The organism is Winogradskyella luteola, from assembly GCF_019203985.1.
Classification (GTDB): Bacteria; Bacteroidota; Bacteroidia; order Flavobacteriales; family Flavobacteriaceae; genus Winogradskyella; species Winogradskyella luteola.
In genome coordinates this window covers 1-22,025 of sequence record NZ_JAGSPD010000019.1, presented here as the reverse complement: position 1 = coordinate 22,025, position 22,025 = coordinate 1, and the positions used below count along the sequence as shown (strand labels likewise).

The window sequence follows — 22,025 nt, the reverse complement described above, 5'->3', positions numbered from 1 at the left end:
TCTCTCGAAGTGACGCTATCTCTATAAGGGATTTTTACGTCAGTTAGAGTGCCAAGTAGAGCGAGATGTATCTAGAGCTACTTTTTAGTTTGATTTTATTACCTCTAAATTTTGTTTAAGATCTTCGTTTTTAGGATGAAGTTCAATAGCTTTTTCAAGTACCTCAATAGCTTTTTCCTTATAACCACTTGCGCCTAATGTATTTGCTAAGCTCATAAAAACTCTTGGTTGATCAGGAAATAATTTGGTATTGAATTCAAAAACTGCTATGGCTTCCTCTAAACGATTTGTCCCGTACAAGATGCGACCATAAGTGTTTAACTCATACATGCCAGATACTTTTTCTTTATATTTCTGAAGTAGTTTTTTCTGTTTTCTTTTTAAACCCTTTGCACCTTTTTTATTCAGGATTTTATAAACTGCGGCAACAATTTGATAATTGGATTTATAATCATTTTTGGTAATGATGTTTAGAATGTCTTCTTCGAAACTGTTTACAGGATGTTCAACAATACGGTTAACCTCTTTGCCTTCTTTATAAAAAATGATTGTTGGTACTCTGTGAATGTTTAAACCAGCTTCTTCGTGTTGTGGACTTTGCTTGTACATATCTGGTTGTCTACTTACGGCAACTACGGTTAATTGCTCCATAGGGAAATCGCAGGCTTCTAAAACTTTATATAATTTAGGGACTTCCTTTTTGCTATCTCCACACCAAGTTCCCATAAATAGCATAATGTCGTAGCTTTTTAATTCCGAAGATATTTTACTGACAAGTGCTGTATTTGGCTTGTAATCTGTATAGTTTTTGGTAAACCAAGATTTATAATTCTCGCCCTCTAAACCACTTTTGTCAATCTTACCGAGTAAGTAAGGTGATTTGGTATTTTCGGTTATTTCTACGTTAAGGTTTTGAGCACCTAGTTGAGAAGATATTATAAGTGCTATTATGATTGATGTAATATTCGTTTTCATGATGATGATTTGTTCTGATTTGCCGTTTCGGTAAAATGAAGAATGGGCAACGAGAAATCTCTCTAGATCATAGTTGAGATTTCTCAGTCGTACCTCATTCAAAATGAAATTGCTTTTACTTAGCGGCTATAATATTTCCTTTAATTTTAAGGATTTTGTTACCACCTTCAGCATTAGATGTTACCGTTACGGTCTTAGTGAAAGCTCCTAATTTTTTGGTATTGTATTTAATTTCTAACTCTCCAGATTCTCCTGGTAAAATAGGCGCTTTAGAATAGCTTGGTACAGTACAGCCACAGCTCGTTTTTACTTTAGTGATTAAAAGTGGTGCATTACCTGTATTGGTAAACGTAAAGATTCTTGTACCGTCTGAGTTTTGTTCTACAGTACCATAGTTAATCACTTCGGTTTTAAACTTAATGATAGCAACTTTAGTGTCGTACTTGTCATATTCAGCAGATGTTGCATTGAAAAACCCTAAAGCTAAAACTAGAATAATGAATGTGTTTAATGTGCGTTTCATAATAATATTGTTTTATGATTAATAATGAAACAAACTTCACAATTAGAGATGCTAAATCTGTGAAAAACAGGTTGGAAATTGGTACTAGAACCTAGTTTGAATTTTTTAATTATTTGATAAACAAGGACTTTGCGTCATCTCTAGATTGTACATTTAACTTTTTGTAAATATTATTGGTATGTGATTTTACGGTGCTTACACTCAAAAAAAGTGCTTCGGCAATATCTTTGTTGGTTTTATTTTGAAGAATATGCTCTAAAACTACTTGCTCTTGCTTAGATAATTTGGCTTTTAAATCTTTGGTTTTAGATTGTTTCTGTTTCCAATGGCGATAGAGTAAAAACCCATTTAACAAAAAGGAAAGTGTTAAAATAAAATAGAGATAAATAGTCCAATTAGAATTTTGTGAATCACCAGATGAGGCTAACATATAACGATCAGCTGCTAATTCATTTTTATATTGCACAGTATACGGCGCGTTAGGGTAGTTGTTTTCTAATCTTGTCTTCAGGTTGTCATAGTAAGTGCTACTTTGCAAATCTTCAACATAGTAGCTATGCAAATCGCTACTTCTATCCGATAGAAAAGCATAGATAGAAAGTTCTGCAATAGGCTCGTTTAAGGCTTCTCCGTAAGCTTGTAAAGCTTTAAACCATTTTTTGTTATTCAGCTTGCGATTGGCTTCGCTTCGTACTTCACCATAAGCAAATCGCATATCATTTTTTAACGAATCGATTTTTAAAAAGGCATTCGCTTTAGGATTACTCGATTCAATTTTACAAAACACCTGATTGCCAAACGAGAACGGAAGTTTAATGGTGTCTGTATTTTTTGCTATAAACAGCAATTCTTCACTGTCACTACAATGCCCATTAAAATGATTGAGGTCTTGCTGTGTTTCTGTACACTTATCAACGTGAATGCGATAAATCCGATTTTTAGAATCTAACATATTACCTTTAAACTCAAAGAACCCCGTTTTATCAGCTGTAGTTTTAGCAATTATTTGCTCTGAGTAAACACCAGACATTTTTCGGTAATCCTCAACTATAGAAAGATATACTGTTTTCTGCCATTCGTCAGGGTTTGTAAAACCCGAAAAAGAATATTGGGCTTGACAAACAAATGAAGCTGTTAAAAACAACAAAAGAATTTTTAATCGCATAAGACGAAACTACATAATTTTAGAATATTTTAAACGCTTGGCTTCAAATTGTGTAACAATTTTAACAAAATCACGTCACATAAATACATCAAATCAAAAACGAAATTATGAGTATCTGGCGTGTTATACTGTCCATTGTTTTTCCACCTTTAGCCGTTTTGGATAAAGGTTGTGGTTCTGTTCTTATCACTTTTATATTATGGATTTGCGGTTGGGTTCCTGGCGTAATTGCAGCATTGGTAATTCTAAATAATCCTGAGCGATAAATCCCTATCTTTGTACTTTGCAAAAAACCAATAAAGTGCGCATGAAAAATTTAATTCTTTTATTTGCCTTCACCTGTTTTTTAACAAGCTGTAATGTTACAGAATCTATTATTTTTAATGATAGTCAATCAGGACAATATTTAGTGACCTACCAAATGGGTGATGCCATGAAAGCATTTACTGAAAAGATGGGTGGAGGTTCTACTGATTCTGAAAAGAAAGAAAAAGGTGAGGTTATGGACACCACTATGGTCTTTGCAGAGATTATGGAAACCTATAAAGACAGTATTGCATCTTTGCCTGAAGAGAAAAGGCTTGCCATGGAAGCTGTAAAAGATATGTTTATGACTATGAAGATGGATGAGGGCGAAAGTGTAATGGATATCGGAATTGGCCTAAATTTTAATTCTATAGATGACTTAAAGAATATACAAGAAAAAATTCAAAAGGTACAAAGTCTTAATGGACAAGGTGATCAGTTAAATGCTATGAAATATGAATCTCCGATAGGAAAGTTCATGGGTTCAGATGATGAAAACGTAATCTATAATATGACTGCTAAAGGATTTGAAAGGACTACATCTACAGAACTTTCCGAGGAGGAAATGCAATCTACGGATAAACTTTTTGATGAGACTGACGAAAGTGATAAAGAGTTTATACAGTATTTTGAAGAATCGTATTACAATGTAGAGTTAACATTTCCTAAAGCCGTAAAATCTGTGTCTTTTGAAGGAGCAGAAATTTCAGAAGACCGGAAAACAGTAAAATACAAAGCCAATTGGATAGACTACTTAAAAAACCCTTTGCTTTTAGATGTGAAAGTTGAGTTTGTAGATGAATAAAACGGTAAAATTTGAAGATTTAGGTGTAAAGGATTTTAAAGTCACTTGGGATTACCAAGAAGCACTTTTTAAAGCCATTTTAGACACCAAGATTAAGAATAGGAGAGAAGATGCTGGTTTAGAAACCGATAATCATTTTCTATTTGTGGAACATCCGCACGTGTATACCTTGGGTAAAAGTGGGGACTTATCTAATTTATTACTTTCAGAAGCGCAATTGGCCGAAAAGGGAGCGACATTTTATAAAATAAATAGAGGTGGGGATATTACTTATCATGGTCCTGGGCAAATTGTGGGCTATCCCATTTTAGATTTAGACAATTTCTTTACAGACATACACAAATACCTTCGGTTTTTAGAGGAAATTATTATTCTCACTTTGGCGGAATATGGCTTAAAAACCGAACGCAGTTCTGGTGAAACAGGTGTGTGGTTAGATGTTGGTACTCCGTTTGCACGCAAAATTTGTGCTTTGGGAGTAAGAGCCAGCCGCTGGGTAACCATGCATGGTTTTGCGCTTAATGTTAATGCAGATCTAGGCTATTTCGATAATATCATTCCATGTGGTATTCGGGGGAAAGCAGTTACGTCTTTAAATAATGAATTGGGAATTGATAAGGTTGATGAAGCTGAGGTAAAAAAGAAATTATCAAAGCATTTTGAAGTGCTTTTTGAGGCTGAATTTATTTAGTTTTTTTCCTAAAGAGTCTTAGAATCCCAAAAATAACCAAAGCTTGTACAAAAGCATTGAGGAAAACAACGAGCCAAAAAACATTGGTTGTTGTTTTATATATTCCGTAATCTTTGAATAACCTATTCCATATATTTACAGGAAAAGAAATCATTTCATCAACGATTTTTAATAGAATATTAGGTTCTGAATTGCCAACAAAATAAGAGATAGAAAAGCCAAGGCTAATATCTATTATCAATATAAGAGCAAATATTTTTAGGAATAATTTCATAATTCAAATTATAAAACAACCTTAACTGTTGAGTTTTGCTGCTTCACTTTTATCAATTTTGCTAACATCTACAAGAGTCTTTCCATTGGTTCTTTTTGCAGCATAAACGAATTTTTGTTCCCATTCTATCTCTTCAGGTTTGTATGAAGAGCGAGAATACACCATTTGCCCTGAGGATTCGTCAAAAGCCCTTAACATAGCAATAAACTCAAAGTCCTTTCTGTGAAACGCTGCCTTATCTAATCCGTAAAGAGGACTGCTTTTATCTATTGGGTGAACAATAGTCCACATGGAAGGGAAAAAGCGAACCGTATTACGTTCCAAATCTAGTATATGGAAATCTCGTAGCTCTGAGTGCTTTCGTTTCATAGAGACGCTAACATTAATCTCTACATCCAATAGTTCATTTTTTTGCGGATTAATGAGTCTAAACATAAATCCGTTAATATCTTGATAAGGTGCTATCACAGCCTTACTACTATATTTAATTTTAGATACAGGTTTAGAGAATCTACCGTAAAGCAAACCTGTAGCCAAAGCAAAAAATAACAGACCTAGAAGAGATTCTGTCGCAGCTACAATATTAGCAGGTAAACCCAATGGGGCAACACGGCCATAGCCTAAAGTTGTAATAGTTTGTGCACTAAAAAAGAAGGCTTCCATAAATTGCTCAAAAGTAGTCATACCTTTGGTGCCAGTTAAATTGTCTACACCGATGATGCTGTAGATTGAAGCAAATAAAAGGTTTACGGCAAAATAACCAATGAGAATAAAAACAAAGAAATGTGACCATTTCATAGTCACAAGAGCATGAAAGAAATTTAAACGTTCAAAAAAAGGAATATTAACTTTTTCAATATTGAAACTTCCATCTTTATTTAGGGCACGAAAACCTTCGGAAGATGATTTTTCCCCTAATCCAAAATCATTAAATTTTTCTTTTTTTTGCTTTGCCATTTAGGTTCTAAATTAAGTAAAAAAGATGAAGTTTATTGGTTAAGCCTCTGCATTAAAAAACACCTTATAAAAATGCATTTTCTTAGCCTCATCATAACCGCGTTCCAAGTACTCGGCAGAAGCATCTGGCGCATCAACATCAAGCTTTATTTGTATGTTGGTGTCTAATTTTATTTCAGTTTTGATCTTTTGTTTTTGCTTCTTTAAAACACGTTCTGAGACATCAAATTGGTTTCTAATGAGGACTTTGTTTTCTGACTCATAACTTTTTTTATAGTCTTCAAAGAGTTGTATTTGGTCTTCTTCATCAAAAACTTCTTCTTTAAAAGTTTCAATATTTACAACTTCATTTTCTTTAAAGAAATCAACTGTATTTGCTAAAAAATTACTCTGTGCTTGTCCACCAAAATTAGGTTGTAAAACTTCTTTGGAAAATTCCCTGCAAAGCTCAATACAATTCTTGGTGTGTTGGTTGCTGTCATCAGGATATTTAATGTTGAGGAAGCTTTTGATCCAGTATTGTGTATCGTAAGTATTGTTATCTACACTAAACACAATTTTGCCTTCCATATCTGAAGTGTTTAAGATTAAACAGCCTTTATCCACTTTCTTAGCCTGAATACCTTTTTGCACTAGAATATCATAGTTTCCAGATTCTAAATAGGTTTGAAAGAACTCCGTTTTATTTTCAATTTTATAGATACCAATAGCATCCGTAAAATAATCTTCATATTGCACATTTTCAAAATGGCAAACGAGTACATCTCCTGTTTTTATTTGAGAGGAATTACTTTGCTCAAACAAGTGGGTTACAATATGCTTAGAAACTGTTACAAAGTCGTCTTCATCTTTAAAAATTTGTTCGCTGTATGTGTTGATTTCATTGAGGCCAACATCACTATGATGATGAAAACGATAACTTTCTGCTACGTTTACAAATGGTTTTAAAAGATAAGGTAGCATAAGGTTGTAAGTAGCCTCGTCAAAGTCTACTTTAGCATCAGAAAATGCATTTTTTGTATCGTTAAATTTGTTGCCAACTTTATGGATTACACAACTTTTCATTGAAGCTTTTTGTCGTTTAATCATTTGTGATAGAAATGTTTTTTGTAGAAAACAATAGTACTAAAAATTTAAAGTAGTCAAAAGAAAAAACGATGTCAGTTTGAGCGCAGTCAAAAACCTTTTAATCTAAAATTATAAAATATTTAGACTGCGCTCGAAACAAAGTTTTTTGAACAAAAATTATAGGTTAAAAACTAAAGAAAACGCCAAATAAAATCTGGCGTTTTCAGACTTAGGGACTTTAGATTTGGTTACCTTTATATTTTTACAAATTCTACACGTCTGTTTTGTGCTTTTCCGTCCGAAGTATTATTATCACCGACAGGCTGACTTTCTCCTTTTCCATCTGTAGTTAAGCGATCACCAGAGATTTTATAAACATTGACCAAAGCATTTTTAACCGCAGTAGCTCTATCCTTGGATAACTTTAGATTAGTATCATCTGAGCCATCGGAATCTGTATGGCCAATAATATTCAATCTAATGGATTTGTCTTGCATTAAAACCTGTGATATTTGGCGAATTATACCATAAGATTGTGGTTGAATTTTATCTGAACCCGAATCGAACAAAATGCCATTTGTAGATATTCTGCCTTCAGCCATTAACTTACGTCTTAAATCTATTCCTCCCTCAGCAACTTTTAGGTTAGAAATAAACAGGCGGTCTTTTCCATCGGTCATTCCTAGAAGATTAAATTTAATAGTACTTAAGGCTTTATTTGGAGCTATAAACTGTGGAATATCAACATATTTTTTTTGGTTGACCCATAATCTAAAACGTCTTTTATTTACAGCTATAGAGATATGGGGTTTATTTAATACGGCTTCTCTCAAATCTGCATTTAAGCTAGAGTTGATTACGGTTTCACTATTTATTCTATTATAAATTCGGATATCAAAAGCACCATACTGACCTAAAGGCAGTTCTGCAATAGCGCTATTGATGCCGTCTTTAAAAGCAGCGTTATCGTCTAGCGTTATATTTAATCGAGCTGTAGAGGAGGTTTTTTTATCTACAACAGCCAATAGATCGAACTCGATAGTGTATTCCTCTGGTAAGGCCTGAGGTAATAAGGGTATAAATTTAATTCCATAGCCACCTTTTAATTCAAACCACTTGCCTTGTACACTGTTAACAGTTACTACCTCTCCTGTACCGTTTGTGTTCCATTTTGATGGAAAATCACCGATAAAATCTTGAGAGAAATCATCAAAATAGATAAGTTTATCTCCGGGAATAAAATCAAACTTACTCTTAATTTCTAGATTGTCCGATACATTTGAAGACTCCTCTTCTGAAATCTCGTTGCTATCTCCATTATCTTTACCGTGACCGTCATCTGATTTATCACTTGAGTCTTCACTAGACTCTGGGTTTTTCTTGCTATCATTTTCCTCATGTTTGCGTTGTCCAAGCAACAATTCCTTAGCAGTTTTTATACTGTATTTTAAGGCTTTTTTTGCCTTGTTCATTTGAAGTGTGGCCTTGCTTTGCTTCAAGAACCCAACACCATCTAAATCGTTTAAAATATCAGGTGCACTATCACTTAGTGAATACATTTCCTCAAGGGCTTCTTCGAGCACATCGATATCTTCGTCTTCAAGTGGGGTTCCTGCGGCAGCGTAGCCATCGTATTTATAGACCTTATCGTAAAGATCGAAAGATTCTCGCACAAAATTATCAACACTTGTAACGCCAACTCGGCTTTTAGGGCGTTTTATTTTTTTGGTTTGGGAATGGAGGGTTGGGGCTGCGAATAGAATAAGACAAAAAACAATTATAATTTGCCTTGAAATTGAAGAATATTTCATTTTAAAACGTTGATTAATAGCTCTCTAAAATTAAGAATAACTATTGATACAAAAAAATGAAATGTGTAATTGGTTGCAAAATTAATGCAGTTTGTAAACAACAATGGTTTTATTGTCTGCTTGGGTAATAAGCTCTAGGCCTTTGTCTTTATCGAGTTTTTGTAATTCTGCTGTTGAAGTTCCGAAAACTGGAAAGTTGGGAATGGACTTTGCTTGACTGTCAAATAGATAAACCTTTTTAGTTTGTAAGTTGGTTGTGGTAACATAAATTTTATCGTTGAGATAAAAGATTTTCGGAGCAGTGTAATCTCCATAATCTAAGTCAATAGTTCTAGATTTAATGTTCAATTTGTTTTCAGTCATAGTAACCAAAGTTTTGCTCGTAGTCTCCAAATGATGCTTATCTGTTAAATTAAGATTTTTTGTATTTAACCTTCCTTTGCTATCCACTTGCACTAATTGACCGAGTGTATTGGTTGTCGTAAACTTATTTTTGTATAAGAAAAGTTCGTTTTCAGAAAAACGAATTTTATCTTTCATATTTATTCTAACATTACCTTGACGATTAAGAATTTTAAAGTTTTCGCCAGCTGCAAAAGCTATATAATCTTTACTGCCTATTCTAAAATGTTTTGGTTGTGTGGAAATTTCGGCGCCATTGTTTTTATAATTGAAACCACTAACGGATTTTCCTTTGGCATCATACATTAATAAATTTTTGCCCTGGGTAACTAATAGTCGATAGTTTTTACGTTTGTCATAGTCAAAAACCGAAAGGGGTTGCGTAATTTTATCATTGAATTTACGAGGGAAAGGGGACACGTCATTTCCGTTTCTATCTAAAACATATAATCGGCTTGGTGTTGCAAATGCAAGTTGTAATCTGCCATTTTTGTAAATGTCTATTTGTTCTACTTTACCAAGGATTTTGCCCTGCAATTGTTTTTTCCAGAGAATATTTCCAGAATTTGAGATAAGGTACAATACGTTATTTATATCTTGGACAACAATATCGTGTGTATTTGTAATGTGATTTTTAACAGTTTGTGGTGCAATAATTATATCTGTATCAAGTGACGTGGTGAAAGCTTCGGTAATGGTGTTGGATGCTGCTCTTTTTTTGAATTTTTGAATAATACCATTGATATGCGCATAATCGTCTTCATATATATACTGTACAACATTGGCGTTATAACCCTTGGTGTTTTTTTCTAGAATGTTTGATAAACTTTCAGAATTTTTAAAAATAAATAAAGAAGCTTCATCACTTAAATTTTCGCTAATACTATTAAAAGCATCCGAATTTTGTATTGTATTACTGTTAAGTGCATTGGATATTATGGACTTTAAAGTATCCGTTGAGTTTGAAAAAATAATAAAATCTTCATATATAGAAAGGTATTTGGCATTTTCAAATTCAATGAAAGGTTTTAATCGCGATTTAAAAAAATCTAGCCCATTGAGCTCATATATATCAATATCCCTGTAAGTTTCAATATTAGATTTCCCCTCTAAGGTTTCTAAAACTAAATCCGTGTCTAGTGAATGCAAAATGATAGCATTGTCTATTTGGGCAATTTCATTGGTGAAATTTAAAAATGTCTGAATGCTGTCAACTTCAGTATTATTTAATTGATGGAGATTTTTATTGAAAACCGAAAAATCGTTATAAGTTATACTCAATAATGATTTTGTATTGTAAGGCGCAATCGTCAAACTGTTTATGGATTGCGGAATGGTATGCTTAAAGCAATCTATCTTGTTTAATGCTGAATCACTTGTGGTGATAATACCGTTATATTGAAGATTTCTGTTTGAAAAATTTAAGTCAAGCACAGTATAATTACTAGTGTTTGCCCCCACATTAGAAAACAATAATTTTGAATAATTGGGTGAAACTGTTTTGAAGGCTACAGAAGCCATCGCATTATCATCTGTAGTTTCAAGAAGTTTTACCAGCTCAGTATTAGTGTTTTCGGTATTTAGATTTTTTATAATATCAATAGAGTTTGATGCTGCAAATACTTTACCTAATGCTTTATGGTAAAATGTGGTGGAGTCAATTTGTATTCTATCTACATTAAACTCAACTAAAGTTTCAGATAGATGATTTGGAATCGAATCTACCACAAATAGAGTAGAATCTTTTTCTGCAAGAATAAGATAATCGGACTGGTCTTCACCCAAAAAAGAAACATAAATCGGCTTTGTTGTATTGAGATGCTTTATAATACGCGAAGCGGTTTTTATCTCCTTATTATATATACCAAAAAGAATATCGTGATTTTTTGTACTATTAATAAATTCATTTACTGCGTTGAGCTTTAAAACAGAAGTGGTTTCGTTTGGAATAAACTTATAGGGTGATTTAATCTTATTGTAGTCCTTTTGACAGGCTAGGATGGAGACTAATAAAATCAGTAAAAAACCAAATCGCTTCATTTAAATGATAATAGATTACTGCAAATATAAAAAGTTATAAATCCAAACGGTATTGCTCGGGCAATAATCTAAACGATTTTCTGTGGTATTTAGTAATTCCATATTTCTTAATTGCTGCTCTATGCTCTTTTGTTGGGTAGCCTTTATTTTGTTTCCAATTGTACATCGGAAATTCTTCATGGATTTTTTCCATGTAGATATCTCTATAAGTTTTTGCTAAGATTGAAGCAGCGGCAATATTTATAAACTTACAATCTCCCTTAATGATCGTTGTATAAGGTATGGACTCATAAGGTTTAAATTTATTACCATCAACCACAATATAATTCGGAATTACCCTTAATTGTGCAATTGAAGCGTGCATAGCTTTAATGGAGGCATTAAGAATATTGATATCGTCAATTTCGTTTTCAAAGATATGCTGAACAGAAAAAGCAATAGCTTCAGTTTCTATAATAGGTTTTAAAAGCATTCTCTTTTTTTCTGAGAGCTGCTTAGAGTCATTTAATATGGTGTTTTTAAAAGTAGGGGGTAGAACAACAGCTGCGGCTGTAACAGGTCCTGCCAGACAACCGCGACCAGCTTCGTCTGTACCACATTCAAAATCAAAAGAGGAAAACTGATTTTTAAGAGCCAAAATGTTAAAATTTGAACAAAGTTAAAATTTTAACGCAACCCTTTTACAATTTTTACATCTAATAAGTGAGTTATGTGTTTAAACATTGAAAAATGATTTATCAGTAATGTTAGCAAAATCGCAATTGTATTAACATTTTTTTGGCAAAAACACTTGCTTATTTAATATTTAATTAAGATGTTTGCAACTAGACTAACTCAAATAATTGTTTTATGAAATTAAAGTTAACATGGTTATTAACGCTTTTTATGGCGTTCGTGATGCAATTTTCTTTTGCACAAGAAAAAACTGTCACAGGTACAATTACAACCGCAGAGGACGGATTGCCGCTTCCTGGTGCTAGTGTAATTGTAAAAGGGACCGCTAGAGGTCAACAAACAGATTTTGATGGAAAGTATTCTATCAGTGTCAATACAGGAGATGTTTTACAGATTTCCTATGTAGGTATGAAAACTACTGAGGTTACAGTAGGAGCTAGTAATACTTATGATGTGGCCTTAAAGTCAGACAATGCACTAGAAGAAGTGGTTGTTGTTGCTTATGGTACACAGAAAAAAGAGGCTATAGTAGGTGCGGTATCCACACTAACCTCTGAAAATATTGAAAATCAGCAAGTAACTTCTCCTCTTAGAGCTTTGCAAGGTACTGTAGCTGGTGTTAACTTGTTAACGTCAGGTGGTCAGCCAGGTAATAATCCTACGATTAGGATTAGAGGTTTTTCAAGTATTAATGCTGCACAAGGACCATTAATCATTTTAGATGGTGCTCCTTTTAATGGAAATTTAAATACCATAAGTCAGGATCAAATTGAATCTTTAACGGTTTTAAAAGATGCTTCTTCAACATCTTTGTATGGTTCTCGTGGTGCTAATGGTGTAATTGTAATTACAACTAAAAAAGGACGTTTAAATACCAAAGCTAAGGTTACTCTTAGAACACAATATGGGGTTTCTAATCCGGCTGTTGGTTTACATGATTTAGTTGGTACTGAAGATAATTTAAGACTTTCGTGGCAAGCGATTCGTAACAATAATATTGCACTTGGGCAGTCGGCAGCTGATGCAGCTACTAATGCTTCTACTTCACTAATAGGCAATTTTGGATATAATCCATACAATGTTCCTAATCCAATAGATAGCAATGGTAATTTGGTAGATGGGGCTCAATTACTTTGGGAAACAGATTGGGAAGATTTATTGATTAGAAGTGATGTGCCAAGAGTAAACCACAACCTTAGTATTACTGGTGGTGGTGAAAGTTCTTCATATTTTTTCTCAGTTGATTATTTAAGTGAAGATGGACCTGTTATAGAATCTGATTTTGAGCGTATTGCTACTAGGCTTAACGTACAATCTCAAGTAAACGATTGGTTACAGGTAGGTATAAATACTAGTTTCTCTAGATCACGATCTGGGAATCCAGACCAGACCTCAGGTAGTACAACTCAAGCTATTCAATGGATATATTCTGTTTCTAGTATATTCCCAGTATATGCACGTGATGCAGATGGTAATATTGTATTAAATAGTTCTGGTAATCGATTTTTTGATGCTGGTAATGGTAACGGTGGACGTTTAGGTCAGGCATTTAATGCAACAAGAAATATTAATGGTGGCGAAAATATATTGGCTTCTCTCTTGTTAGGTGATGAAACTCGTATTAGAACTAATTTCGTCGGTACTGCTTTTGCGGAAGCTAAGTTCTTGAAAAACTTTACTTTTAATTCGCGTTTTAATTATGAGAACTTTATGTTTGATTCTCATTCATTCAATGATGACATTATCGGTGCGGCATCAACAGTTGGAGGTAGAGTTTCTAAAACTAGAAACGTTACTACAACAGTAAATGCAACACAAGCCTTAAATTATACTAATAGTTTTGGTAATCACAACATTTCAGTTGATGCCATAATGGAGGCTTATGAATTGACCACAGACGGATTAAGAACTTCTGCTACAGGATTTTTACCAGGTCAAGAAGAATTGGGTAACGGAACAAATCCAGAAACTTTTGGAGGTATTAGAATTTCTCAACGTATCAATGGATATTTAGGAAGACTTGCATACAATTATGACAACAAGTATTTTGTGGAAGGATCTATAAGACGTGATGGTTCATCTCAGTTTGGTTCAGATTTTAGATGGGGTACATTTTATTCTGTAGGTGCGTCATGGGTATTAACTAATGAAACTTTTATGGAAAATGTTGATTGGTTAGATAACTTTAAGATTAGAGCATCTTATGGTGAATTAGGTAATAATGCAGGTATTGGTAACTTCCCTTACCAATTTGTATTCCAAGGAGCTAATCCTAATAATATTGTTTTATCACCAGTAGAGGGTAATCCATCGTTACTTCCTCCAACTTCTTTGCCTGATCCAAATTTAGTATGGGAAAAAACAGCTTCTACTAACATAGGTATAGATTTTAATATATTTAGAGGAGCATTTAGTGGGTCAGTTGATTATTATAACAAAGAGAGTATAGATTTATTGTATAATGTACCAGCAGCCAATTCTACAGGTGTTGTGGATGTTTTTACTAATAATGGTGCTGTACGTAACTATGGTTGGGAGTTTTCATTAAATTCTCAAATATTTAATACAGACGATTTTTCTTGGAGTGTTGGCGCTAACTTCTCTTTAGATGAAAATGAAATTACTGAATTACCACAAGAACAATTTATCAACGGTACTAAATTATGGAAAGAAGGAAATTCTCTTTTCGAATTTTATATGAGAGAATGGGCAGGTGTTGATCCTAGCAATGGTGCCGCATTATGGTATATAGATGTAACAGATACAAACGGAGATGTTATTGGAAGGGATGTTACTAGTAATTATGACCAAGCTACATTGTACGAAACAGAGAAGACGTCTTTACCAGATATTCAAGGTGGATTTAATACCAACTTGCGTTACAAGCAATTTGATTTAAGCGTCTTATTCAACTTTAGCTTTGGGGCATATTTATATGATTCAGACTACTCTGGCTTAATTAATGGTTTTGCATCTCTAGGTTCGGGAGCACATCCTGATAACTTTAAGGCATGGCAACAACCTGGTGATATCACTGATTTTGCAGTATTGACTACTGGACAGAATAATGCTAATGATAGATCAACAAGATTCTTATTTAAGAATGACTATGTGCGTCTCAAGGCTTTAACATTAGGTTATAATTTCTCTGAAAAAGCTTTAGAAGATATTGGTATATCTAGAATAAGATTGTTTTTACAAGCGGATAACCTATTCACTTGGCAATCGCATATGGGTATAGATCCTGAGCAAAATTTCGCTGGTACAACCAATGCTAGATCTCCTTTGCAGCGTACTATTACAACAGGTGCAATTATTGAATTTTAAAAACAAAAACTATGAAAAATAATTTAAACTTTAGAAAACATTTAGGCTACGGTTATTTAGCTTTATTTGTTGTAATGCTTTCATTGAGTAGTTGTTCAAACGACTTTTTGGATGAGCCACAAAACACAAATGGTCTTACCGAAGATGTTGTGTTCAATAGTAGACAAATTACAGAATCATTTGTCTCAGGTATTTTAGGTAATTATAAAGGACAATATGCGAATGTTGATACTGGTGGGTTGTACTCACTATATTTTGCAAGGGTAATTAAGGGTAACGATCTAATACAAGCGCAAAATTGGTACACTTTTGATTACGGACACGAAAATAGAGAACCAAACTTTAGACGTACAAATTTTAATTGGGATTTCAACTATCAGAATGTTAATTACGCAAACATATTAATTCAGGGAGTTTCTGAAAGTGGTGCTTTATCAGATGATGAAAAGCGTGAGTTTATTGCAACAGGTAAATTTTTTAGAGCATTTCACCATTTTCAATTAGTACTGGATTTTGCTCCTAATTATAATAACAATAGCTCTTTAGAGAGAATACCTTTTTATGATCAACGTGTTAATTTAGAAACTGTAACGGGTAAGGCACCTTCTCCACTAAGTGAAGTTATGGATTTAATCTTATTAGACTTGAACGAAGCTATTGTTGATTTACCAGAAACTAGAATCGGTAAAAGTTATGTTAATAAGGCTGTTGCTAATGGTGTTTTGGCTAGAGTATTATCTGTAACCAAAGATGATTGGCAAGGTCTTTCAGATGCTGCTCGTGCTGCATATGGTGGTGATGCTGCTTCAGCAGTTGTTTCTTCAAACTGGGGTGCTGGTTTTAGAGATATGCAAGATCAAGAATGGATGTGGGCTTTATTTCAAAATGGTTCATCTGAAACAAATTTCTTCTTTGGTCAAGCTGCTGCAATGATGGATCACTTTGTGTTATCTTATCAAGCAACTTATGTAAATCCAAATTTTGTAGATTTATTTAGTAGTACAGATGTTAGAAACACTTTTGTAGATTTCTACGGTGTGTCTGCTAGTGTGCCTTGGAGAGAATATGTATCAAGTAAATTTGCATTTGCGTTCGATTCTGATATTGTATTAATGAGAAAGTCTGAAATGGTACTTTTAGATGCAGAGGCACAATACCAATTAGGCAATATTCCTGCGGCTCAAAACTTATTATTTACGCTACAGTCTGAAAGGGATCCAAATGCGGTTATTTCTGGTAATACAGGTGCAGCTCTTTTCGAAGAAATTTTACTCGAAAGACGTAAAGAACTTTATGGAGAAACAGGTGTAGAATGGTTTGATGCAAAGCGTTATAATAGAGCAATTGTTCGTGACGCAGTACACAGAATTCCATTAACGGTTCCTGTAGATAGCCCATTATTTTTCCTTAAGATACCACAGAACGAAATTGACGCAAACCCAAATTACACTACAGATATTAATATAGAGTAGGTGTAGGGTACTATTGATATAATTACATTATCAAGTTTTTATAAATTTTTAATTAAAAAAATAATTAACATGAAAAAAATATTATTTAGTTTTCTTATCGCTCTGGTTTTAGTGGGTTGTGATGAGGAAGATATTGAAAGAGCTAATAGAGTCTCTTTTGAAAATGAACAAATAGAGGTTAAAGTACCGGCTGATGCTGTAGATTATCAACAAACAGTAAAAGTCTATACAAGTACGGTGTCAGGAAGTGCACGTCAGTTTCCAATTGTTGTAGATGAGGATGGAACTACCGTAGATAGCAGTATCTACTCTTTGCCTACAAGTGTAACAATTCCAGCAGATTCAAACGTTGGTGAATTTGATTTAACAATTTCAGACATAGGTATCACGTTTGACGTAGCAACACTTGCATTAGAATTTGATACAGATAGTGGTGTGTTCTCTGGTTCTACAGTTTTAAACATTTCAGAATTATGTGAAGATACAATAGTAAATCTAACATTAAACTTTGATGGTTTTGCAGAAGAAGCAGTTTGGGAATTATATGATCTATCTGTTTCACCACCAGCAGTTATTGCTACAGGTGGGGCTGGAGGTGCATATACAGATTTAGACAATTCTTCACTTACAGTTGATTTTTGTTTACCATCTGGTGGCTATGGTATCATTGTTTATGATACTTATGGCGACGGAGGTACAGGTTATGTGGTTACTGATGCTAATGGTACGACTTTGTCTTCAGGTACTACACCTGATGCTGGCGGAGGTTATCCAGTATTAACTCAAGATACCGACACATTTAATATTAACTAATTTTATTATAATAAGTGTTAAAAGCCACCATTTATGGTGGCTTTTTTTATTTAGTATTGTAAAATCCTATAAATTATCAGTATATTGCAAATAAAATTTAATTAGTTAGAAAATGAAAAATAATTTACTCACATTGACTGTGTTATTATTAGTTGGGGTTTTTTCTTACGCTCAAAATAATGATACTGACAGGCTTTCTGAAAATAATAAAGAATTATTAGAATACTTAAATGAAAGAGAATCGAAGCGTAAGGCTTCTGTAGAATCTTTTTTAAGAAATAATGATAATGTACCAGAGTTTATATATGCTAATGGTGAGATTCAATCTTATTTATGGAAGATCATTGAAGGTAAACCCATATACAGATCACAAGATAATGTTGGTGCTGCAAGGGCAACAAAGACAAATCAATTAATGCCTGGTGGCTCTTCAAATCTAGACTTGGATGGTTCAGGTATAACAGTTGGTGTTTGGGAAGTAAATATACCTCAGAGCAATCATGTGGAATTTATGAATTCGGGCGGAACTACATCAAGAGTAACGATGTTAGATTTTACGAATCAAGATGGTAGTAACAGCGAATCAAACCATGCAACACATGTTATAGGTACTATTGCTGCTAAAGGAGATAATTCTAATTCTAGAGGAATGGCGATAAACTCAAACATAAGATCTTTTAATTCAATAAGTGATGAAGCAGAAATGGCTGCTGAAGCAGGAGATCCTACTAATCCAATTTTATTGTCCAATCATAGCTATGGTGCCATTTTTGAAAATCTTGTACCAGACAATTCTTGGGTTTTAGGTGCTTATGTTTCTAGCAGCCGTATAATTGATGTAGTGGGTAGAAACAATCCATACTATTTATCAGTCTGGTCCGCTGGGAATGACGGTTTTGCTGTAAACTCAGACCCTCTTTATGCAGCTTATGATAAGTTAAGTTTTTCAAGCACTTCTAAAAATAACTTGGTTATAGCTAATGCAAATCCTACAGTTATAGAGCAACCGGTCTTTAGCGGTAATTATATAATTTCTAACCTAGTGATTAATAATAGTAGTAGTGAGGGACCAACAGATGACTTAAGAATCAAACCAGACCTAGCTGCAGATGGAACAAATCTTGAATCTTCAATTCCATTTAATGCATACGGAATACTAACTGGTACATCTATGGCTGCGCCTAATACTACTGGATCACTTGCGCTTTTACAACAATACTATAACCAACTACATGGCAATTATATGTTGGCAGCTACACTAAAAGGTTTGGTATGTCACACAGCAATAGATGACAATGCTAACGTTGGACCGGATCCAATTTTTGGATGGGGATTTTTGAATGCCAAGGCTTCAGCAGATGCGATAGCCGATGCTAATTCTGGTGAAGCAATTGTTGATGAGCTTACCCTAGATCAAGGCAATACATATACTTTCACTTTTACTGCTCAAGCTGGCGATAAACTGAGCGCCACCATTTGTTGGACAGATATGCCAGGTGATGCTGTTTTAAATAGCTCAGGTTTAAATGACCAAACACCTAGATTGGTTAATGATTTAGATTTAAGATTAGCTAAAGATGGTGATACTTTTCTCCCTTGGAGGCTAGATCTTACGGGCTCTGGCTTTTCTAATTCTAAAGGAGATAACATTAGAGACAATGTAGAGAGGATAGATATTGATGTGCCTACATCAGGTATGTATACTTTAACAGTTTCCCATAAAGGAACTCTTGAAGGTAATGTAGGCGGTCCTTTCGACCCACAAAGCCAAGATTTTTCATTAATTATCACTGGTAGCAATCTTGTGTTAAGTGTTGATGAAAATGATTTAGCACGTAACCTATCGGTATATCCTAATCCTTCTAATGGGGAATTTACAATTAGTTTTCAATCTAATTTAAACAGTAATAATAACAATGTTAAAGTTGATGTTTACGATGTACAAGGTAGATTAGTTTATGACAACACCTTTGCCAATTCATCTTCAGTTTTCAAAGAGACAATTGCTCTCAATAACGCACAACCAGGTATATATATGGTTAATATCTCTGAAGGAAACAGAACAACATCTCACAAGCTTGTTATAAAATAAGATTAAATTAATATTATAAAAAGACCAACAGAATATGTTGGTCTTTTTTTATGTTAAGTAATTTGTAATTCTTCACTTAAAAACAATAATTTATAGTTTACTTTGTTGTACTTTATTATCAGTCAAATGAAGATTAAATTTTTTGCCATTATTACCTTCTGTTTATTTTTATCAGAGCTTTCTTCTCAGGTGAATCCCAAAAATGCAAAAAAATCAGATAGTGGTAAATCATTAGGTAGAGATTCGACATCTGTTAAGCGCACCAAAGAAATCAAAAAAGTGGCTTCAATCGATATGTACCTTCAGTTTAGTATTGAAGGAGATAGTACAGTTGTTGACACCACATTATCTATTAAAAAAGACTATAAATTCAATTACCTCCAAAGAGATAATTTCGGATTAATGCCATTCGCCAATATAGGGCAGACCTATAATGCGCTTAGTTTTAACATTGCTGATAATAGAACAAACCCAAACTTTGGTTCTAGAGCAAGACATTTCAATTATATTGAGAGCGATGATGTATTGTATTACGAAGTACCAACGCCATGGACAAGGCTAACATACAAAACAGCATTCGAGCAAGGTCAAATGCTAGATGCATTTTTTACAGTAAACCTATCTAAGCAATTTAATTTTTCAATTGCATATAAGGGGTTAAGGTCATTAGGGAACTATCAAAACGCTTTGACAAGTACTGGAAATTTCAGACTCACATCAAATTATAAAACAAAAAACAACAGATACAAAGCCAGAGCACATATTGTAATGCAAGACTTGCTCAATGAAGAGAATGGTGGATTGTTAGATGAAGATATTGAGAATTTCGTAACAGGAGACGAGGAGTTTATTGACAGATCTGTTTTTGATATGAATTTTCAGGATGCTGAAAACATTCTTGTAGGGAAACGTTTTTTTCTCAATCATTCATACGATTTGATTAAGAAAAGGGACTCTTTAAACAAAAACAGTCTTGCAATTATAAATGAAATTTCTTTTGAAGATAAGTACTACCAATATAGGCAAAACTCACCTTCGGTTAATTATTTTGGTGATACCTTCACCAATAACATAAATGATAAAGTTACATTAGAAGATTTTAGATCAAGCCTAAGCCTGTCCTATAATAACAACATCTTAGGTAATTTAAAATTCGGAATAGATTACACAAATATCAACTACGGTTATAACAGCGTCGTTTTATTATTTCCAGACGAAATAATCCTAAACAGAATCAAAACAAGTTTCTTAGGGGCTAATGCTTCTTATAGTAAAACTATAAACTCTATAAAGCTAAAAGGCAGTGCTGGGCTAAACCTATCTGATGAATTTGTTGGGAGTTACATTGATACTAACCTAAGCTTTAAACTCAATGACGACATACATTTAGATGGAGGACTTTTTATAAGTTCCAGATTGCCTAACTATAATTTTCTACTATATCAAAGCGACTATATAGACTATAATTGGTATAATTTTGAAGATTTTAAAAATGTTAATACACAACAAATTAAATTCAATATCTCATCAGAGAAATTTTTCAATGCATCATTAGATATATCTAATATAGAAAACTACACCTATTTTGGTGTAAGCTCAGATACAAATAGAGATAACGTAGTAAAGCCCATGCAATATAGCGACCCATTGCAATACCTAAGGTTAAAAGTGCAAAAAGAATTTCGTGTAGGGCATTTTGCATTAGACAATACAATAATGTACCAAAATGTAATTAGCGACGAAGATGTTTTAAATGTACCAGTCATTATAACTCGAAATACACTTTACTATTCAAATCAGATTTTTAAAAAGGCGATGACATTGCAAACAGGCATAACCTTCAATTACTTCACTAAATATAACATGAATGGCTATGACCCCTTGTTAGCAGAATTTTACACTCAAAACGAAACTGAATTAGGAGGTTTCCCAAGATTAGACTTCTTCGTTAATGCTAAAGTTAGGCAAACCCGAATATTCCTAAAAGCTGAGCATTTCAATTCATCCTTTACAGGTTACGACTATTTTTCGGCCCCTAATCATCCGTATAGAGACTTTACCATCCGTTTCGGTCTAGTTTGGGATTTCTTTCTGTAAATAAATAAGGGCGTTTCGCTTTTGCTAGTAAGCAGCAAAAGCGTCGGGCTATCCGCTATATCTTTTTTGTACTGTGCTCTTTATATATTGTTTAAGTTGAGTACAGATTGTAAAAAAGTACTCTTCATAGCAATTCTATTGTCACAAAAAAGGATGCCGCTACTATCCCTAACGCTATGTTACCATCATTAGATTTAGGAAATTGACTTCTATGAATATTTTTTTGTTTGTAACCTCTTAATATTTAAGCTATTGAATCTAGCAATAAAAACTCCTAAAAATAATTTGACAAAATCCATTGCGTTAACGTAAAGGTATCATATATTTGCGCCCCGTTAGCGTCGTATAGATGTCTTTAACGGCAGTTCGTTTCGATATAGGGGCATTGCCGAAAAAAAAATAAAAATATTTTTCAAAAAGATGTTGCGGGAAAGAAAAAAGGGTTTTATATTTGCACCCGCTTAACGAGGAAACGAGTTAAGAGAGCGAAAAAGAAAGTTCATAGACATATTGAATTGACAGCGTAAGAATT

Annotated in this window: 17 protein-coding genes; 8 read left to right on the top strand and 9 right to left on the bottom strand. The window is 33.6% G+C overall.

The genetic code is table 11. The annotated features are described in order from the left end of the window. Positions 1–84: 84 nt before the first annotated feature. The 3 genes from KCG49_RS15595 to KCG49_RS15585 form a co-directional block, all read right to left on the bottom strand. Positions 85–975, bottom strand: coding sequence for a TlpA family protein disulfide reductase (locus tag KCG49_RS15595; RefSeq protein ID WP_218547832.1), 891 nt, complete (start codon positions 973–975; stop codon positions 85–87). Between the two features lie 115 nt (positions 976–1,090). Next, entirely contained in the window at positions 1,091–1,498 is a 408-nt protein-coding gene (locus tag KCG49_RS15590; protein ID WP_218547830.1) for a DUF1573 domain-containing protein, read from the bottom strand. A 109-nt stretch (positions 1,499–1,607) separates the two neighbouring features. Continuing rightward, complete coding sequence (locus tag KCG49_RS15585; RefSeq protein WP_256260038.1) at positions 1,608–2,663, bottom strand: response regulator transcription factor; 1,056 nt, start codon at positions 2,661–2,663, stop codon at positions 1,608–1,610. A gap of 107 nt (positions 2,664–2,770) precedes the next feature. Between KCG49_RS15585 and KCG49_RS15580 the strand changes: the two genes are divergently transcribed. From KCG49_RS15580 to lipB, 3 genes are read left to right on the top strand one after another with little or no spacing between them, the layout of a single operon-like run. Beyond that, complete coding sequence (locus tag KCG49_RS15580; RefSeq protein WP_218547829.1) at positions 2,771–2,929, top strand: YqaE/Pmp3 family membrane protein; 159 nt, start codon at positions 2,771–2,773, stop codon at positions 2,927–2,929. A 41-nt stretch (positions 2,930–2,970) separates the two neighbouring features. Further along, a complete protein-coding gene (locus tag KCG49_RS15575) occupies positions 2,971–3,774 on the top strand; it encodes a hypothetical protein (protein WP_218547827.1) in 804 nt (267 codons plus the stop codon). Then, positions 3,767–4,465, top strand: a complete 699-nt coding sequence (lipB, locus tag KCG49_RS15570; RefSeq protein WP_218547826.1) for a lipoyl(octanoyl) transferase LipB — start codon at positions 3,767–3,769, stop codon at positions 4,463–4,465. The genes KCG49_RS15575 and lipB overlap by 8 nt, the downstream gene beginning before the upstream one ends. Here lipB and KCG49_RS15565 read toward each other — a convergent pair. From KCG49_RS15565 to rnhB, 6 genes are all read right to left on the bottom strand, one after another. Beyond that, on the bottom strand, positions 4,458–4,739 hold the full coding sequence (locus KCG49_RS15565; RefSeq protein ID WP_218547825.1) for a hypothetical protein: 282 nt from the start codon (positions 4,737–4,739) through the stop codon (positions 4,458–4,460). The genes lipB and KCG49_RS15565 overlap by 8 nt on opposite strands. Before the next feature lie 21 nt (positions 4,740–4,760). After that, the gene (locus KCG49_RS15560; protein WP_218547824.1) at positions 4,761–5,696 is read right to left on the bottom strand and encodes an ion channel; all 936 of its coding nucleotides are present in this window, start codon (positions 5,694–5,696) and stop codon (positions 4,761–4,763) included. A gap of 39 nt (positions 5,697–5,735) precedes the next feature. Beyond that, on the bottom strand, positions 5,736–6,785 hold the full coding sequence (locus KCG49_RS15555) for a nucleoid-associated protein (RefSeq protein ID WP_218547823.1): 1,050 nt from the start codon (positions 6,783–6,785) through the stop codon (positions 5,736–5,738). Positions 6,786–7,018: 233 nt separating this feature from the next. Then, complete coding sequence (locus tag KCG49_RS15550; RefSeq protein WP_218547822.1) at positions 7,019–8,575, bottom strand: OmpA family protein; 1,557 nt, start codon at positions 8,573–8,575, stop codon at positions 7,019–7,021. Between the two features lie 81 nt (positions 8,576–8,656). Then, a complete protein-coding gene (locus KCG49_RS15545; RefSeq protein ID WP_218547821.1) occupies positions 8,657–11,017 on the bottom strand; it encodes a ribonuclease HII in 2,361 nt (786 codons plus the stop codon). 34 nt (positions 11,018–11,051) lie between these two features. Further along, on the bottom strand, positions 11,052–11,654 hold the full coding sequence (gene rnhB / locus KCG49_RS15540; RefSeq protein ID WP_218547820.1) for a ribonuclease HII: 603 nt from the start codon (positions 11,652–11,654) through the stop codon (positions 11,052–11,054). A 212-nt stretch (positions 11,655–11,866) separates the two neighbouring features. Here rnhB and KCG49_RS15535 point away from each other — a divergent pair, with 212 nt between their 5' ends. The 5 genes from KCG49_RS15535 to KCG49_RS15515 all read left to right on the top strand — a co-directional run bounded on the left by KCG49_RS15535 (position 11,867) and on the right by KCG49_RS15515 (position 21,493). After that, on the top strand, positions 11,867–15,019 hold the full coding sequence (locus KCG49_RS15535) for a SusC/RagA family TonB-linked outer membrane protein (protein WP_218547819.1): 3,153 nt from the start codon (positions 11,867–11,869) through the stop codon (positions 15,017–15,019). 11 nt (positions 15,020–15,030) lie between these two features. Then, positions 15,031–16,491, top strand: coding sequence for a RagB/SusD family nutrient uptake outer membrane protein (locus KCG49_RS15530; RefSeq protein ID WP_218547818.1), 1,461 nt, complete (start codon positions 15,031–15,033; stop codon positions 16,489–16,491). Between the two features lie 69 nt (positions 16,492–16,560). Beyond that, the gene (locus KCG49_RS15525; RefSeq protein WP_218547817.1) at positions 16,561–17,304 is read left to right on the top strand and encodes a hypothetical protein; all 744 of its coding nucleotides are present in this window, start codon (positions 16,561–16,563) and stop codon (positions 17,302–17,304) included. Between the two features lie 112 nt (positions 17,305–17,416). Next, entirely contained in the window at positions 17,417–19,396 is a 1,980-nt protein-coding gene (locus tag KCG49_RS15520; protein ID WP_218547816.1) for a S8 family serine peptidase, read from the top strand. Between the two features lie 126 nt (positions 19,397–19,522). Continuing rightward, positions 19,523–21,493, top strand: coding sequence for a putative porin (locus KCG49_RS15515; RefSeq protein ID WP_218547815.1), 1,971 nt, complete (start codon positions 19,523–19,525; stop codon positions 21,491–21,493). Positions 21,494–22,025: the final 532 nt, after the last annotated feature.